Genomic DNA, 17,446 nt, shown 5'->3' on the forward strand with positions numbered 1-17,446 from the left:
ATGAAAAATAATAGTAACGCAAATAATCTATATAGAAAATTATCAAATTTAGATTATTTAAAAAAATCGATTTTACAGCTTTTAAAATCTGAACCACTTTGGTACGTCCAAGATCAAAAGTTTATTTTAGATACTCAAAATCTATTGTTATGGAAAAATAACTCTGATGGCATGATTGAATATAAAGAAGTTAACCATTATTTAACAGAGTTTCGTAACCTATCCTATCCTTTTGGCTACGATTTCGGGTGGACGATTCCTAACATTGAGCAATTACAAGCTCTAGCTGTAAAAATACAGAATGAATCTAGCTTTAATGGTAAATATTTCTTGTGGAATAAACGTTATTGGATTATCGGACACCCTTACAGATGTATAGATTTAGCCAAAGGGAAAGATGATGAAGAAAGAACTAATGGTCATCTTGTCTTTGTTAATAATTCTATCGCACAGAATTTGGCAAATTTTATAGAACAAATTATTAACTTTGATATAACTCTTACCTCCGTTAAAAATGAAAATTTCAATCTCCTTGATTATATGAAAAATCCTAATATTATAGATTTATATCAAAATTTAGATTATAACCGTTGCCGACTACCTCAAATTGAAACAATACAATTTACAGATCCACATAAAGGTGTATGGGAATTAAACGGAATTGATCTGGAAATTCTAAGAGAGCAAGGAGTCAGAGCGAGAGATCCTCACAAAGATTTACGTCTAGAATCCAATATAGCCATAGATTTTGGTACGAGTAGTACAGTTGTCGCATATGAAGATATTAATGGTAGGCCTTTGTTATTGCGAATAGGGGTTGATGACTTTTATGAAGCTGTTACTCCAGAGCATTATGAAAACCCAACAATTTTAGAATTTTTAGATCTTAATTCTTTATTAGAGCATTGGAATGAAATAGCTCAACAACCTCTTGTCAGTTGGGGGGAAGTCCGCTGTTCCCACGAGGCTCTTCATAATTTGCGTAATAATGATAGTGATCCGGAAATTGTTGCAAGTATTTTAAATAAACTTAAGCAGTGGGCATTGCGAGAGGCAAAAGATGAGCCCATTCGTATTACTGATCAAATCAATGAGTTTGAATATCAATTATCCTCTTTATCACCCAAAAATCCTGTTAAAGGGAAGCCTTTAGAAGTAAATCATGATGATCCTTTGGATCCTATTGAACTTTATGCGTGGTTTTTGGGCCTTAATATTAACTGGAGACAACGAGGGTTGTTTCTCAAATATTATATGACTTTTCCTGTCTCTTATCCTAAAGAGGTTAAGGAGAAAATTTTAGCTTCTTTTAGACGTGGATTACTACGAAGTCTTCCTGCCGCGCTAATTGAAGATCAAGATATTATGGATCAATTTCTTGTAGAAGAGAGAGGTTCTGAACCCGCAGCCTATGTAGCTTCTTCTATCAAGGCACATAATGTGTCAGCCACAGATGAAGGCACAGCGTATGCTGTATTTGATTTTGGTGGTGGAACGACCGATTTTGATTATGGATATTATCGTTGGTCTACAGATGATGAATATGATCAATATGGGATTGAGGAGGTTTTTGAACATTTTGGTGCGAATGGTGATAATTTCTTAGGTGGAGAAAATCTACTTGAGAATATGGCTTATATTGTATTCAAACATAATATCGATCTCTGCAGACAACATAAAATTGCTTTTACTAAGCCTCTAGATGCAGATTCTTTTGCTGGATCTGAAATGCTGATCGATAAAACTCAAGCAGCTAGAACTAATACATTAATCTTAACCTCCAAACTTCGCCCCTTTTGGGAGCAAGGTATTATTAATAACACAGGGGTCGAGAGTATCACATTAATTAATCGATTAGGTGAAAAGGTAACTTGTGAGCTTACCCTTCCTATAGATGAGTTAACTTCTTATTTAAATCAAAGAATACTTCAAGGACTCCGTAATTTTTTTGCCGCAATGAAAGAAGCTTTTCAAGAGAGATCAGCAAATCTTATTCATATTTTATTAGCAGGGAACTCCTCTAAATCAGAACGTGTACAAGCATTATTTGAAGCAGTTATTCATCCGACTCAAGAAGACGAGAATTTATTAGAAGAAGATAAAACAACAATAGAGTATCAAGATCTCATTGATGAATATCTTGATGATGCCGATATCCAAGCTTGTGCACAGTTACTACCGTCTATTTTTCAAAATAGTATCCCAGAATTTGAAATTCATAGACCACTAGAAGCGGATCTAGCAGACTCTTCAATACCTACAGCCAAAACAGGTGTGGCGCTAGGCATTTTAAGATTATGTCCGGGATCTGGGGTAGAAGTGATTAATCATACGGTAGAAGAGAGTGAAGGAGAGGCCCCATTCCCATATTATGTAGGCCGTGCTCGCAGAGGGAAATTCCAGGTGATGATCAACCGAAATACGCCTTATAACAAATGGTATGAATTAGGTGTTGTACCTAAAGAAGGAATTTTCAATTTTCTATTTACTCAATCGAATTTAGCGTTAGGAGATCAATTAGAAGTCGGTCATTCGGAACTCTATCCTCGTCGAGTCACATTTCCAGCTAGTTATGCAGGACAGAAAGTTTATGCCTCTGCCATTACACCTACTACCTTAGTGGTTGGTTGTAGTGATGTAGAGGGAAATATTTCAGAAAAATATTTAAATACAACTATTGAAGTATCGCTATTAAATTGATATCAAAGGAATCTTATGAGCAGTTACGCAAACAACTTATATAAATACTTATCAAGCATATATTTAGAATCAATAAATTCAAATGATACAAATAAAACTTCTAATATAGATGATGCAATAAGATTTTGGTGGGTAAAAAAAGAGAATCAGAAATTTTTGTTAGATCTAATAAAAAGAGATATCTGGTACCTTCCCGTTACTTTATCAAGAATTAAACCAGAGAATGTACCTGCGTTAAAACATAAATTAATAAAAAAAATTTGCAATAACAATTTCGATTGGAAAATCCCCGGACTACTTCTACTTCAAGATCTTGTTAAAGATATCAATGCAGAAAAAAAAGATATAAATAATAAGTTATTATTAGGGAAAAGCATTTGGTTAACAATTAATTCGACTGAAAAAATTGTCTGTTCTAACTTAAATAATAACTTATCACATCAAATATTTACTTCAGGACATTTGATTCTATTTGATGGCGAAGTTGCTAAAAAAAATCTTAATCAATTAATTGACCAATTACAAAAAGAAGGTTACGAATTTTCACCATATAATAATTCTGGTCATAGTATAAAAAACGTATTACAAATTTTCTTAGAAAATCAGACAAAATATCCATGTACAAATTTAAATATTATCAAAACATATAAAAATTTAGATTACAACCGCTGTCGCCTTCCTATTATTGAAAAAGTCAACTTTACTGATCCTAATAAAGGACTTTGGGAATTTAATGGATTAGATCAAGATTTACTACAGAAAGAAGGGCTTATTGCCCGAGATCCGCTCAAAGATGTTGAACGATGGAAAGGGCGTTGTATAGGTATAGACTTTGGTACAAGTAGTACAGTGGTTGCATATGATGATATCAATGGACATCATAAACTGTTGCGTATTGGTGTTGATGATTATTATGAGAAGGTATTACCGGAACATTATGAGAATCCAACTATTTTGGAATTTTTAGATATCCAGAAAATGCTTGAATATTGGCAATCTGAGGCGCAACAACCTTTTGTAAGTTGGAATGAGGTTCGCTGTTCCCATGAAGCATTACACAATTTACGTAATAATGATAGTGATCCTCAAATTGTAGCAAGTATTATGACTACGCTAAAACAGTGGGCATTACGAGAAAATAATGATGATCCGATTCGAATTAGAGATCAACGAGAGGGATTTGAATATCGCTTAAGTCACTTAACGCAGCGAAATCCTGTAAGAGGGGAATTACTTAAAGTTAATGAAGAGGATCCTTTTGATCCGATTGAACTCTATGCTTGGTTCTTGGGTCTCAATATTAACTGGCGTAATCGCGGTATTTTCTTAAAATATTACATGACATTCCCTGTATCCTATCCTAATGATGTAAAAGAGAAAATTTTATCTTCTTTCCGTCGGGGATTAATGCGCAGTTTACCGGCGGCTTTAGTTGAGCATCAAGATGTTATGGCAGAGTTTCTAGTAGAGGAGCGTGGTTCTGAACCTGCAGCTTATGTTGCAGCTGCAATGCCGGCTTATAATATTGAACCTACGGAGGAAGGTATACCTTATGCTGTTTTCGATTTTGGCGGTGGGACGACAGACTTTGATTTTGGGATATATCGTCTTTCAACGGATGAGGAATATGATACTCAAGCGATAGAGGAAGTGTTTGAACACTTTGAAGCCTCAGGAGATAATTTCTTAGGTGGAGAAAACCTACTCGAAAATATGGCTTACATTGTTTTTAAACATAATTTAGATCTCTGTCGTAGTAAGAAGATCTCTTTTACCAAACCATTAGATGCCAAAACATTTCCGGGTTCTGAGATGTTGATTGATGATACTCAATCCGCACATACGAATACATTAATTTTAATCTCTAAATTACGTCCAATGTGGGAACAAAACCAAGTCAGTAATACCGGCGTTGAATCTATCACATTGATTGATAGAGAAGGGGAGAGAGTAACTTGTGAATTGATAATTCCGGTAGAAGAGTTAAATCAGTATCTTATTCATCGTATTTATCAAGGTATTCAAAGCTTTTTTGTTGCCATGAAAAAAGCTTTTCAAGATAAAAATATTACTAAAATTCATCTTTTATTAGCTGGAAATTCTACTAAATCACCACTAGTACAAGATCTATTTTCAGTAATGACTGGAAGTACTGATTTGAGTGCTGTTGATAATCGTATTCAAGAAATGGAAATTAATTTTGAACAACTACAACATTTACTACCTAAGAATGAATTAGAATTTATTATTCATAAGCCCTTAGAAGCTGATCAATTTGATGAAGCTCAGCCAACTGCGAAAACTGGTGTTGCACTAGGTATTTTACGTCTTTCCCCAGGATCTGGTGTAAAAGCTATTAATCATACAGTTACGGAAAGTGGTGGAGAAGCGCCTTTTGCTTACTATGTAGGTCGTAGTCGTCGTAGAAAATTTGAAGTTCTCATTGAGCGTAATGCACCATATAAAGAATGGCAGGAATTAAGTGTTGTACCAGAAGGCGGTATCTTCTATCTCTATTTCACTCAGTCAACCTTAGCGCATGGTAATGAAATGGCTATCGGTAATTCCGAGCTCTACAATTTACCGATCTCATTCCCAGCAAATTGTGTTGGCGAGAAGATATATGCAATGCCGAAGACACCAAATTCTATTTGTATTGGTTGTAGTAGTCAGGAACAAGATGATATTTCTGAACATAATCTCAATGGATTGCAAGAAGTATCTTTACTAAATTTGTAATAATCATATTATAGATAATGAGAGCAATGAAAATTTATGCCAATAAAAAATATTAAAAATAAAAAGATATTTATAGATACATGTAGTTTATTACATGATGATTTTAAATTATTTTGGAATAGTATAAGCCCTGTCCTAAAAAATAATAATATTGAGATAATTGTTCCTTATGGGGTAGTAAGTGAATTAGAAAAAATTATTAAAACAAAAAAACAAAAAATTTTTCATCAAGCAATTAAAATATATAAATTACTATCTTTAAATCAAGAAAAAGGTTTAATAAGAATTCAAGGGAATGAAAATGAACAATTTGCTGATAATGTTTTTTTATCAGTATTTACTAAATTTAGGGTTGATTTTGAGTTAGTTTTAATTACTCAAGATAATAAGTTGTCCCGAGACATTTTAAATCTTAATAAAAGCCAATCAGTTAATGGAAAGGATATTGATGTCTTTAGAATAACAGAGGGGGGTACATTGCGTTTGTACAATGATAAATCTAAAAAATATTCATCTAAGCATCAAAATAAAACTTATCCAGATGCTTTTAGATTAATGAAACAAGTTACAACAATGGAGGATGAAAAATTATCTATTAGCTATTTGCCTCAAGAAGGTGATTATGTTACGGGATCAGATGGACATAAAATTAAGTTATTAGAAAAAGTAGCTGAAGGTGGAGAAGGCATTATATACCGTACAGATACTAGGCATGTTGCAAAAATATATAAACCTGAAAATAACACGTTGCGTAAGAAAGAAAAAATATTATTAATGTTACAAAAACCAATTATTCATGATGGTATTTGTTATCCTATTACAGCTTTAAAAAACTCTTCCAATGAATTTGTAGGTTATTTAATGCCTTACGCATCTGGGATAATATTACAAAAGATTTTTATTAAAAAAAACCTTCAAAAATATTTTCCTAATTGGAAAAAGAGAGATACCGTAGAATTATGTATTACTATTTTAGAAAAAATATCATACTTGCATAAGTATAATATTATCTTGGGAGATATAAATCCTAATAATATTCTCATTAAAAGCTCAAAAGAAGTCTATTTTGTTGATGTTGATAGTTATCAAATAGAAGATTTTCCATGTCCTGTAGGTACAATAAACTTTACTGCACCTGAAATTCAAAGAAAGCACTTCTCAAATTTTTTACGAAGTATAGGAAATGAAAATTTTGCAGTAGCCACACTGCTATTTATGATCATGTTACCTGGAAAACCACCCTATTCACAACAAGGTGGAAATGATCAAATTACTAATATTATTAATATGGATTTTTCCTATCCATTAGGTAAAGAAAGTAATAAAAAGACACCTGATGGACCTTGGAAATTCATTTGGAGTCATTTAACTTATGCTCTAAAACAAGAGTTTTATCAAAATTTTAAAAAAGGAGAAAAAAACTCTACAGAACAAACCAGAACTTCAGTGGATAGATGGTTATCTTTGTTTAAAGAATATTTAAGTTTGCTAGATGATGGTAAATTAGAACAACAAGATTCTATGTCAATAGAATTATTTCCTACACGTCATAAAAAACATCCAGGTTTGACTTATAGTACCTGTAAATTATGTCGAGTCGAAAAACAGGATAACTTAATGATAAAGGAATATTGTAAATCTTGTTTGAGTTTAAAGGAAGAGTACCCATGTGATCAATGTGGAGATACTATTTATTACTCAAATCATCATAAATATATTACTAAAAAGAATAAATATTCTCTTTGTAATAATTGTTATAACAATAATAATGCTACACATTCAACTCGTACCTGTAATTCATGTGGTACAACTTTTACAATTACAAATGCAGAAAAGCAATTTTTTGAGAATAAAGGATTTGATTTACCTAAAAGATGTAAAAATTGTCGAGGTTCTAATAATCAGACAAATAAGTCTAATAATTCTAGTCTCACTTCAAATTTTTTTGGGAATATATTTAAAAATTGGCCATTTTAGCTAGAAGAATACAATTATGTAGAACATATTCAGATGTTACTTATTAATAAGATAAAAAGGAAAAAGAAATGAATGATTATATTTTAAATTTAGAAGATTTAGTTGAAAATCCAACTGCTAGAGTACCTGTGTGTTTATGTTTAGATGTCAGTAGCTCGATGCAAGGTGAACCGATTAAAGAACTCAATGAAGGAGTAAAATTATTCTACGAAACTCTCAAAGAAGATGAAACTGCATTATATGCGGCAGAAATTTGTATAGTTACATTTGGTGGGGATTATGAAGCTGAATGTCTCACACCTTTTTCTAGTTTAGAATTAAATCCCAATCCTCCTATTCTTACAGCTAATGGTATGACCCCTATGGGTGAGGCTGTAAATTTGGGCTTAGATTTACTTGAAGAAAGAAAAAAAGAATATCAAGATAAAGGTGTTGACTATTATCAACCATGGCTTGTATTAATGACTGACGGCATTCCTAATGGAACTCTTGCTGAGTTAGAAAGAGCTATAGATCGAACAACAACATTAATTCATGATAGAAAGCTAACCATATTTCCTATAGGAATTGGTAATCATGCAGATATGGAAATATTAAATGAGTTTTCTCCAGAAAGGGCGCCATTAAAATTACAAGGCTTAAAATTTAAAGAATTTTTCTTATGGTTAAGTCAAAGTGTTTCTCGGACATCTCAATCTATTCCGGGAGAAGAGGTTATTCTAGATATTGAGGGAATCAAAGGATGGGGTACTTTATAATAAAAATATTATTATAAATACATCATATAGCTAATACTCTTATTTGCCCAATATGATTTAAATATATTGGGCAATTGTTAATTATTTTTAGTAGGTAAATAAAATATTATGTGGAATTTTTTAGAATGTGCTGTACAAGGTAGAGGACATATTAAAGATAATATACCATGTCAAGATAAAACTTATTCTATACAAGAAGATGAAGTATACATAATTGCACTAGCAGACGGAGCAGGTTCAGCACGATACTCTCATATTGGAGCGGATTCCACAGTAAGAAACGCTGCCCATTACTTAAGTAGAAATTTTGATATTATTTATAATTCTGATAATGCTTTTATTGTAAAACAAAATATTATTAATAATATATTAGAAGAACTTAATGCAATTTCTTTAGCCCAAAATATTTCTCTAAAAGATCTAGCCTCTACACTTCTGCTTGTAGCTGTTAAAGGTGATAATTTTATTATTTTTCATATTGGTGATGGTGTTATCGGTTATCTCAAAGATGAAGAATTAAAAATAGCAAGTCATCCAGAAAATGGAGAATTTGCTAATTCAACTATATTTACTACATCTACCCAGGTAATTAGAGATAGTAAAATAATCAAAGGGAACTTAAGTGGAATTGAAGGATTTGTTCTTATGTCAGATGGCTCTGCAGATAGCCTATATAGTAAAACACAAAAAAAACTAGCTCCTATTATTTCTCGTTTAATGCAACTATCTAGAACATCTAATAGAGAAATATTAGAACTAGCACTATTGGATAGTTTTACTAATAATGTAAGAAAAAAAACTTTAGATGACTGTAGTATCAATATGATGAGTTATAATCGTGAGCCTTTTGAGGGATTTAATAAACTCTCTGAAATGGGTCAATATAACCTTCTTGGGTTACCCTATAAAAATAATTATAAAAAAGGGTTTAAAAATGCATATGAAATCTTAAACTCAGCTATAGATGGTAAGACCATAGATGAAATTGCACAAGATTTACAAATTAAACCTAAGTATCTACCTAAAAAATTAAAAAGATTAACTCAAAAAGAGTTATTAATTCGATTCGATAGTAAATATTATACTTTAATAACACTATGATTGATAGCTACTATACATATTTGATATGTAGGATTTACTAGCGTTGTTTACAGTATTCGGAGAAAATACTGTTATGAATCGTAAACTTACCCTAAAAAGACACAAGCCAAAACTAGAGATTTCTGTCATCATTATTTAGATGGAGGAAATCATGAAACGATCAAAATTCACAGAAACACAAATTGTAAACATTTTAAAATTAGCAGAAAAAGGCGTTAAAGTTACCGATATCTGCCGAGAGCACGGCATTAGTAGTGCTACGTACTATCAATGGAAAAGTAAATATGGAGGCTTAGAAGCCTCAGATTTGAAGCGATTACGGGAAATTGAAGCTGAAAATGCCAAGCTCAAAAAAATGTATGCTGAGTTAGCTTTAGAAAATGCAGCAATTAAGGATTTATTGGGAAAGCTGTAACGCCGGAACGACGCAGAGAAGCGACTCAACACTTGGTATATCAAGGATTACTTTCGATAGCTAAGGCGTGTCGATTGACAGGACTTTCTCGTCGCAGTTGGTACCGGCCTGATCCGAAACAAAACCGTCTAAAGCGTGATCAGCCTATAGTGGATGCGCTTAATGCAATTATTCAAGATTCCACACGGTCTCGTTGGGGGTTTTGGAAGTGTTTTCACAGATTAAGACTCGATGGCAATTTATGGAACTTTAAACGCGTGTGGCGTATTTACTGTGCAATGAATTTAAATCAAAAGAGACGTACTAAAAAACGGTTACCAGAGCGTAACCCCGCACCTTTAGCTGTACCTGCAAAGGCTAATTATAGTTGGTCATTCGATTTTATGAGTGATGCACTCTATAGTGGTACCCGCTTTAGAGTTTTGAATATTATTGATGAAGGTACACGAGAAGCTTTAGATATTGTCGTTGATACCTCACTACCGGCCACTAGAGTTGTGAGAGTTTTAGAGCAACTTAAAGAAGAAAGAGGTGTTCCTAGAATGATTCGTGTCGATAATGGCAGTGAAATGACTTCTTTAGCTTTTACAAAATGGTGTGAAAATAATCACGTTAGGATCTGTTATATTGAGCCAGGAAAGCCAAATCAAAATGCTTATATCGAGCGTTTTAATCGCAGTTATCGAACAGAAGTATTAAACCCCCATTTATTCTCTTCACTAGCGCAGGTGCGGGAACTTAGTTGGGCTTGGATGTTAAGTTATAACGAAGAAAGACCTCATGAATCACTGGGAAATTTACCTCCCAGTGAATTTAAAAAACAATTAACCGAAAAAGTCTCTAGTTATGAACTGTGCGCTTGACGGTAAGCTTACGGTTTCATGATTTCCTCCATCTAAAATAATGATGACAGAAATCTCTAGTTTTGGCTTGTGTCTTTTTAGGGTAAGTTTACGAAGCGACTCAGCCCTTGATATATTAAGAGTTACTTTCGATAGATAAGGCTTATCGATTGATAGTCCTCTCTCGCCACAATTGTACCGACCTAATTTAAATCAAAATCGTCTAGAGCGTGATTAGCTTATAGTAATTAAACGACTTTTCTTAGATTTTATGAGATGGATTATATTCTGGATCGAAAAAATAAAGTACTTTATTCTTCATTATTATTTTTTAAGCAATGATGCAGCAAAAGTAATCATAACCGTAACTGTAATCCCTCCGACGATCCATTTTATTGCTTCCAATGCATTGTCATCTATATCTGTTTTAATATCTACTTTGATATCGGCATTTATATCAGTACTTATATTATTTAATTTTGTTATATTAAGATCTTGTATATTCATTATTTCTGTCGGTATCCACTTTTTCATAATAATAACTCCTATTTAAGTGATTTTAATAATGTCTTTTTCTAATTAAATTATATTGTATTTTCAGTGAGATCAAAAATTTTATAGAGATATGTTAACGTAACTTATTGATTTAATGGGAGATAAAATTTTAAAAATATAAAGTAGATCTATATATTTAATTCCTTTAACGTGAAAGAATTGATGCATAATAATTCTAAGTTTTATTTTTCTACAATGTTTGCATCCCTATTTTTCTGATACTCTATATCTAACCTCTATACCGCCAACAGATAGATAAACCCACCGATGGTTAGTGGCGACAAGATAGTGCTGAGTAATAGTGCCGCGGGCATATTTTTTTCTGCGACCTTATATTCAATCGCAAAAACTACGATGATCGGCATTGCAGGAATTGCCATTGTAATCACTGCTTGAGCGACAGTTTTATGATCGAGTCCCAATGCAGATGCCGCAAAATAGATCGCTGCCGGTGCCGCAATATTCTTTAATATGACAATAAACCATGTTAAAAAATCTAATCGAATTTTGTAGGCCGCTAACATAATCCCGGAAGCAAAAGGGCGACTCCGGAAGCTGATGATCCCAATAAATTGAGGGATTTACCAAAAAGAGAAGAGAGATCGAGGCCTGAAAAGACAATAATAACAGCAAGAATTGGTGCCTATACTAAAGGTTTTTGTACAGTCTCTTTTAAGTGCTCAATAAATATGGAGCCGGCATCTTCTTCTATCTCTTTATCATTTTCTGCTTGTTCACTCTTCATTTTTCCGACCGTTAAAAGATAAACAGTGAAGGGGACGATCGTAACGTTAATGACGATACTACCGATAGCCATCGGTACTGCACCAGATGTGCCGAAAATACCTTCAAGAATTGCAGGACCAAAAAAAGGAACGGCAGGTCCGGCAACAGCAACCGCTACTAATGCACTAGCGCTAAGGGATAATCTTAGTAAGAGGCGAGAGATAAAATAGACAACAATATAGGTAATAACAACACCTGCAGTAATTGTTGTAAATAAGGGGAGACTTTCAATTAAATATTCGCGAGAAGTGCTGATTGTTCCGGCAAAAATTGCCATCGGAACGGCATATGCCACGGTGAATGGAGGATTTGTAGCGCCACTTTCTTAGAATGAGGCTAATTAAACCTTCAAAAGTGGTTGATCTATATGTAATTATTGAGTTTTATCATAGACAATATTCCTAATAACCCGTTAATATTGTATCTGTTAGATCAATTTGAGAGGCAGTGTATCGATACTGTCGCTTACATTAATTCCCAATCATTTCAATATATTGATATCTTAAAAGAGAGGCTTTATGGGCGCTTCCGCTGCTGCCGGTGGTTTTATTATTGTTATTTTTATTGCCATCCTTGGCTTTCTACTCTTTTTAGGGTTGTGGATCTATCGCCGGCGTTATTTACGAGGATCGAGAGAGATCTCTAAGCTCAAACTCTTTGGAATCAATCTATCGATGGTGATTACGGTTTTCCCGGCAGTCATGCTTCTTTGGACAATCTTTGTTACAGAAATCACCGATCTAATCGCTGAAAAGCGAGCTTTAGAAGAGCTTAAAGAGCGTTATTTTCAAGTAGAAGAAGATTTAAGTTTTGGCGAAATAGTGATCCCCGCACAATCATGGATTAATCTCGATTCCCCCACAGATTATCCATTAGAGAGCCTAAAAGATATCCGCCAAGGCATCGATAGTGTCCGTTTTTCAACGCCCCAAGCGATTCATCATCTTCCAACTTCCGCCTTTGAATTTAACTATCAAGGAATCGCTCTTGAACTTGCCGAGGCGTATCAATATGAGAAGGATGGTGAGATTTACCATTGCGAAAAAGGATGGGTTCTGATGCTCAACTATCCAGAAGGGATCGATTGGCATACGCGCTATAGAGAAGAGAGTGATCAATGGTTTAACCCTTCAACCTGGAAGATCGATAACTGCTTTGAGATGACAAATGGCGTCGCCGTCTTCGGCGTGGGTGAATATGGGCTCTATTTGTTGTTAAAGTGATATCGTAAATTTATTGTTGTTTGGGCTATTAGAAAAAATCAGATAGATTGTTTGCATCATTTCAATAGAAGTTATAGTATCAAAATATGGAAAAGAAGATTGCAATAAAAATGTTTGAAGCATTATCGTCTGAAGTCAGATTGGATGTATACCGCTTATTAGTTAAGTATGGTGATTCAGGTTTAGTTGCAGGAGAAATAGCAACTCTACTGGATATTCCTAATACTAATTTATCCTTTCATTTAAAGGCTCTTGTACACGCTGAAATGCTATATGTAGAGCAAGAAGGAAGATTCCTACGTTATAAAGCTAATATTGATTTAATGTTATCTTTAGTAGAGTTTTTAACTGATGAATGTTGCTTTAATAACCCAACCCATTGTTTGTCTATTCGAGAGAAACATCCCAAACATTAAAAATGTTTTAAGATAATTTTAGGATGCTGTATATATAATTACTCATCTAATATTTCAATAGTTGTTGAATAGTTGTTTTGTTAGAGTTTAAAAGTTATCCTCAAGAAAAAGATCTGTTAGCGCTTTTATAGCGGTTGAACTAGGAGTTATTGATATGAATTTTATTAAACATGCCTCTCCCTTTCTATTTTTTACCGGTAAAGGCGGTGTTGGAAAAACATCTATTGCCGCCTCCACGGCTGTAACGCTGGCGGATATGGGGAAAAAGGTATTAATTGTTAGTACCGATCCTGCTTCTAATATTGCTCAAGTATTCGGGCAAAAAGTAGGTTCACATATTACCGAGATAAAGGCTGTTTCAAATCTTTCAGCGATTGAAATTAATCCTCACGATGCGGCTGAAGCCTATCGTAAAAAAATAATTGATCCTATTAAAGGCACACTTCCTGAAGATGTTATTGCCGGAATAGAAGAGCAATTATCTGGAGCATGTACCACTGAAATTGCGGCATTTGATGAGTTTACAGCACTATTAACAAATAGTGATATTAAGCGTGAATTTGATCATATTGTCTTTGATACAGCACCTACTGGTCATACTATTAGAATGCTATCGTTGCCAGGTGCTTGGAGCGAATTCTTAGAAGCTTCACCAGAAGGCGCTTCTTGCTTAGGACCTTTAGCAGGACTAGAAAAACAGAAAACTCAATATAAAGCTGCGGTTGATGCTTTAGCTGATGAAAAAATGACAACGATGGTTCTTGTCTCTCGAGCGCAAAGAAGTGCAATCAATGAGGTATCTAAAACTTTCGATGAACTGTATGCTCTTGGAATTCATAAACAATATCTCGTGATCAATGGCTTATTTCCTAAAGAAGAAGCGCAGAAGGATGAACTAGGGGCTACAATTTATGAAAGAGAGCAAAAAATTTTAAAAGCCATCCCATCAAATCTTGAGAAATTATCGATTGATTATATCCCTTTAAAACCCTTTAATTTAGTGGGGATTGATTACTTAAGATTACTGTTAAATCGTGAGAATCTCTCGTTTGAAACATTGATAACACCCGAAGCAATCAATGTTACTGTTCCCAATTTAGCAACTATGGTAGAAAAACTTGCTCAAAAGGATACGGGATTATTAATGCTAATGGGGAAGGGCGGTGTCGGGAAAACAACGATGGCCGCAGCAATTGCCGTTAAATTAGCGCAAATGGGGAAACAGGTTCATCTATCGACATCTGATCCTGCAGCACATTTAGCATCGACTTTAAATGATGAAGCGTTGAGCAATTTAACCATCAGTCGCATTGATCCTACTGCGGAAACTGAAAGATATCGTGGGGAAGTGATGAAACGCCATGGGGATAATTTAAGTGATAGTGAAAAAGCTGTTTTAGAGGAAGATTTAAGATCACCTTGTACCGAAGAGATTGCGATTTTCCAAGCATTCTCGAGAATTATCAGAGAATCTAGTAAAAAGATTGTCGTAATGGATACAGCGCCAACGGGGCATACACTACTATTATTAGATGCAACAGGTGCCTATCACAATGAAGTGATTAAGCAAATGGGTAGTAAAGGCGTTACAACGCCGATGATGCAGATTCAAGATCCCGATAAAACAAAGGTTATTCTTGTGACACTTGCGGAAACAACGCCCATTACAGAAGCTCAGCATCTTGAAGAAGATTTAGGTAGAGCAGGAATTCAACCATGGGGCTGGATCGTCAATAACAGTTTAGTCAATTATCCTACTCGATCAGGACTCCTAAAAGAGCGAGCCTTGAAAGAAAAAGCGGAAATTGAAAAGGTATCAAAACGTCAAGAAAACTTAGCGCTTGTTAGGTTACAAAATGATGAGCCTGTAGGCATAGAAGGATTAAGTAAACTTTTTCATCACTGATAAGCATTATTTTTATAAATAAATCATATATTGATAAGCTCCTTTATTAGGGGCTTATTGATCTTTTTTAGGAAATTACTGATGATAGCAGCAATTATTATATTTATACTGACTTTGGTGTTAGTCATATGGCAACCCAAAGGTTTAGGAATTGGTTGGAGCGCCTCTATTGGCGCTATATTAGCACTTTTATTTGGGGTGATTACCTTTGAAGATATTCCCCTCGTTTGGGAGATTATTTGGAATGCGACGATTACTTTTATCGCCATTATTATTATTAGTTTAATTTTAGATGAAGCAGGCTTTTTTAAATGGGCGGCCTTACATATTGCCAGATTTGGCAACGGTAATAGTCGAAAACTATTCACCTATCTAATTCTGCTCGGGGCTTTAGTTGCGGCATTCTTTGCCAATGATGGTGCGGCTCTCATTATTACACCAATCGTTATGGCCATGCTTCTATCTTTAGGCGTTAGCCGAGCAACAACGCTTGCATTTGTGATGGCTGCTGGCTTTATCGCTGATACAGGAAGTTTGCCATTTATTGTTTCGAATCTCGTTAATATCGTTTCAGCGGATTATTTTGATATTAACTTTACACGTTATGCCTCTGTTATGTTGCCGGTAAATATCGTTTCTGTTGTCACAACATTAATTGTGCTCCATCTCTTTTTTAGAAGAGATACAAAATTTTCATATAACGTTCATCACCTTGAAGCACCGAAAAATTCTATTGTGGATCTAGCGACATTTAAAGCTGGATGGGGGATTTTAGTTTTTCTGTTGATTGGCTTCTTCACATCTGATTATTTAGAGATTCCTATCAGTTTAATCGCCTCTATTGCCGCATTAATTTTGGCATTGATTGCTTATCGAGGAAAGAAAATCAACCTTAAAACTGTTGTAAACGGTGCTCCTTGGCAAATCGTGATATTCTCCTTAGGCATGTATCTTGTAGTTTTTGGATTACGAAATGCAGGATTAACAGATTATATTACCGATATTCTCAATCATCTTGCGGATAACGGGTTATGGGCATCCATATTTGGAACAGGGGTTCTCACCGCTATTTTATCATCTGTGATGAATAATATGCCTACAGTATTGGTCGGCGTACTCTCTATTGATGCGAGTACGGCGGCAGGACTGACTGAAGAAGCGATGGTTTATGCAAACGTGATCGGTAGTGATTTAGGCCCCAAAATAACGCCAATAGGAAGCCTCGCAACACTACTTTGGTTACATGTTTTATCTCAGAAGAACTTAAAAATCACTTGGGGATATTACTTCAAAGTCGGTATTATTTTAACCTCGCCAATTTTATTAGTCACTTTAGCAGCTTTGGCCATCAGGCTATCTTTCTAATACAAGTAGAAATTGAATATAAATACTTTTAATGAAACCTCAAGATTTATTCTGAGGTTTCATTACGTAAGCTTACGATTAATATTAATTTGGGATCGTTATTATGAATCTATAAGAGATAGATATTTATGAGTTAGGACTGTATAAACATACTATTTAACATAATATATAGAATCAGACACCTTATATATCTCTCATATATAGATAGGTGAGTACCCTCTTTAAAGCTTACTACCCATTTTGATCCTTATTCTTTTATCTTATGTTCCTATTTAAGCCTATTTAAGATTTTAGACTTTAGACTTTTAGTCATAGAGTTTCATTCATCATCTATGATGACCATCATTGGATTTAGATGAAGATGACTTTGAAGCCTTTAAAGACTTTAAAGACTTTAAAGGCTTTAAAGGCTTTTAAGACTCTGAGGCTTGAGAGAGATTCTCTAAAAATTTATATCTTAGCAGTTTATATCTAGTACGTTTAGCTGAAATACTTTTGATCTATTTTGCTGAAGATTAATCGCACCAATTTTACGATTAATGGTTCATATGAAATCTATTAAAGATAGGCGTTAAAAAAGGATCAGGAGAAATTCCACAACCCTTTCGATGGGTTTGATTAGTAATCGCTCAAAATTGTTCAAACATCGCTATCTATCTGCTC

The 17,446-nt window shown here is 34.2% G+C and carries 13 protein-coding genes; 10 read left to right on the forward strand and 3 right to left on the reverse strand.

Annotation, left to right across the window (positions count from 1 at the left end):
• The 6 genes from B9T19_RS07620 (at position 1) to B9T19_RS07645 (ending at position 10,553) form a co-directional block, all read left to right on the forward strand.
• The gene (locus B9T19_RS07620; RefSeq protein ID WP_094568033.1) at positions 1-2,700 is read left to right on the forward strand and encodes a hypothetical protein; all 2,700 of its coding nucleotides are present in this window, start codon (positions 1-3) and stop codon (positions 2,698-2,700) included.
• A gap of 15 nt (positions 2,701-2,715) precedes the next feature.
• Positions 2,716-5,439, forward strand: coding sequence for a hypothetical protein (locus B9T19_RS07625; protein ID WP_143436869.1), 2,724 nt, complete (start codon positions 2,716-2,718; stop codon positions 5,437-5,439).
• Between the two features lie 36 nt (positions 5,440-5,475).
• Positions 5,476-7,416, forward strand: coding sequence for a zinc-ribbon domain containing protein (locus B9T19_RS07630; protein ID WP_094568035.1), 1,941 nt, complete (start codon positions 5,476-5,478; stop codon positions 7,414-7,416).
• Positions 7,417-7,484: 68 nt separating this feature from the next.
• The gene (locus B9T19_RS07635; RefSeq protein WP_094568036.1) at positions 7,485-8,174 is read left to right on the forward strand and encodes a VWA domain-containing protein; all 690 of its coding nucleotides are present in this window, start codon (positions 7,485-7,487) and stop codon (positions 8,172-8,174) included.
• 108 nt (positions 8,175-8,282) lie between these two features.
• Positions 8,283-9,275: a PP2C family serine/threonine-protein phosphatase gene (locus tag B9T19_RS07640; RefSeq protein WP_094568037.1), complete on the forward strand. Its 993-nt coding sequence runs from the start codon at positions 8,283-8,285 to the stop codon at positions 9,273-9,275.
• 151 nt (positions 9,276-9,426) lie between these two features.
• A protein-coding gene (locus tag B9T19_RS07645) for an IS3 family transposase (RefSeq protein ID WP_369828082.1) occupies positions 9,427-10,553 on the forward strand; the annotation gives its coding sequence in 2 pieces (ribosomal slippage) (positions 9,427-9,685 and positions 9,685-10,553; 1,128 coding nt in all).
• Between the two features lie 303 nt (positions 10,554-10,856).
• On the opposite strand, the gene B9T19_RS07650 is transcribed toward B9T19_RS07645, so the two are convergent.
• The 3 genes from B9T19_RS07650 to B9T19_RS07660 all read right to left on the reverse strand — a co-directional run bounded on the left by B9T19_RS07650 (position 10,857) and on the right by B9T19_RS07660 (position 12,168).
• Positions 10,857-11,066: a hypothetical protein gene (locus tag B9T19_RS07650; RefSeq protein WP_094568038.1), complete on the reverse strand. Its 210-nt coding sequence runs from the start codon at positions 11,064-11,066 to the stop codon at positions 10,857-10,859.
• 257 nt (positions 11,067-11,323) lie between these two features.
• Positions 11,324-11,668 carry an AEC family transporter gene (locus B9T19_RS07655; protein ID WP_369828088.1) on the reverse strand — a complete coding sequence of 115 codons (345 nt, stop codon included), beginning with the start codon at positions 11,666-11,668 and terminating at the stop codon, positions 11,324-11,326.
• Between the two features lie 62 nt (positions 11,669-11,730).
• Positions 11,731-12,168 (reverse strand): AEC family transporter, encoded by a 438-nt coding sequence (locus B9T19_RS07660; protein WP_094568040.1) that lies wholly within the window; start codon positions 12,166-12,168, stop codon positions 11,731-11,733.
• Between the two features lie 223 nt (positions 12,169-12,391).
• Between B9T19_RS07660 and B9T19_RS07665 the strand changes: the two genes are divergently transcribed.
• The 4 genes from B9T19_RS07665 to B9T19_RS07680 all read left to right on the forward strand — a co-directional run bounded on the left by B9T19_RS07665 (position 12,392) and on the right by B9T19_RS07680 (position 16,783).
• Positions 12,392-13,096 (forward strand): hypothetical protein, encoded by a 705-nt coding sequence (locus tag B9T19_RS07665; protein WP_094568041.1) that lies wholly within the window; start codon positions 12,392-12,394, stop codon positions 13,094-13,096.
• A gap of 86 nt (positions 13,097-13,182) precedes the next feature.
• Complete coding sequence (locus B9T19_RS07670; protein ID WP_094568042.1) at positions 13,183-13,512, forward strand: helix-turn-helix transcriptional regulator; 330 nt, start codon at positions 13,183-13,185, stop codon at positions 13,510-13,512.
• A 154-nt stretch (positions 13,513-13,666) separates the two neighbouring features.
• Positions 13,667-15,418 (forward strand): arsenical pump-driving ATPase, encoded by a 1,752-nt coding sequence (arsA, locus tag B9T19_RS07675; RefSeq protein WP_094568043.1) that lies wholly within the window; start codon positions 13,667-13,669, stop codon positions 15,416-15,418.
• Positions 15,419-15,499: 81 nt separating this feature from the next.
• The gene (locus B9T19_RS07680; RefSeq protein ID WP_094568044.1) at positions 15,500-16,783 is read left to right on the forward strand and encodes an arsenic transporter; all 1,284 of its coding nucleotides are present in this window, start codon (positions 15,500-15,502) and stop codon (positions 16,781-16,783) included.
• Positions 16,784-17,446: the final 663 nt, after the last annotated feature.

The sequence above is a fragment of the Ignatzschineria sp. F8392 genome (genome assembly GCF_002252045.1).
Classification (GTDB): domain Bacteria; phylum Pseudomonadota; class Gammaproteobacteria; order Cardiobacteriales; family Wohlfahrtiimonadaceae; genus Ignatzschineria.

Bases quoted from the DNA above. Each gene is read 5' to 3' on its own strand.
- B9T19_RS07620 (WP_094568033.1), top strand. From the start codon at position 1: ATGAAAAATAATAGTAACGCAAATAATCTATATAGAAAATTATCAAAT.
- B9T19_RS07625 (WP_143436869.1), top strand. From the start codon at position 2,716: ATGAGCAGTTACGCAAACAACTTATATAAATACTTATCAAGCATATAT.
- B9T19_RS07630 (WP_094568035.1), top strand. From the start codon at position 5,476: ATGCCAATAAAAAATATTAAAAATAAAAAGATATTTATAGATACATGT.
- B9T19_RS07635 (WP_094568036.1), top strand. From the start codon at position 7,485: ATGAATGATTATATTTTAAATTTAGAAGATTTAGTTGAAAATCCAACT.
- B9T19_RS07640 (WP_094568037.1), top strand. From the start codon at position 8,283: ATGTGGAATTTTTTAGAATGTGCTGTACAAGGTAGAGGACATATTAAA.
- B9T19_RS07650 (WP_094568038.1), bottom strand. From the start codon at position 11,066: ATGAAAAAGTGGATACCGACAGAAATAATGAATATACAAGATCTTAAT.
- B9T19_RS07665 (WP_094568041.1), top strand. From the start codon at position 12,392: ATGGGCGCTTCCGCTGCTGCCGGTGGTTTTATTATTGTTATTTTTATT.
- B9T19_RS07670 (WP_094568042.1), top strand. From the start codon at position 13,183: ATGGAAAAGAAGATTGCAATAAAAATGTTTGAAGCATTATCGTCTGAA.
- arsA (WP_094568043.1), top strand. From the start codon at position 13,667: ATGAATTTTATTAAACATGCCTCTCCCTTTCTATTTTTTACCGGTAAA.
- B9T19_RS07680 (WP_094568044.1), top strand. From the start codon at position 15,500: ATGATAGCAGCAATTATTATATTTATACTGACTTTGGTGTTAGTCATA.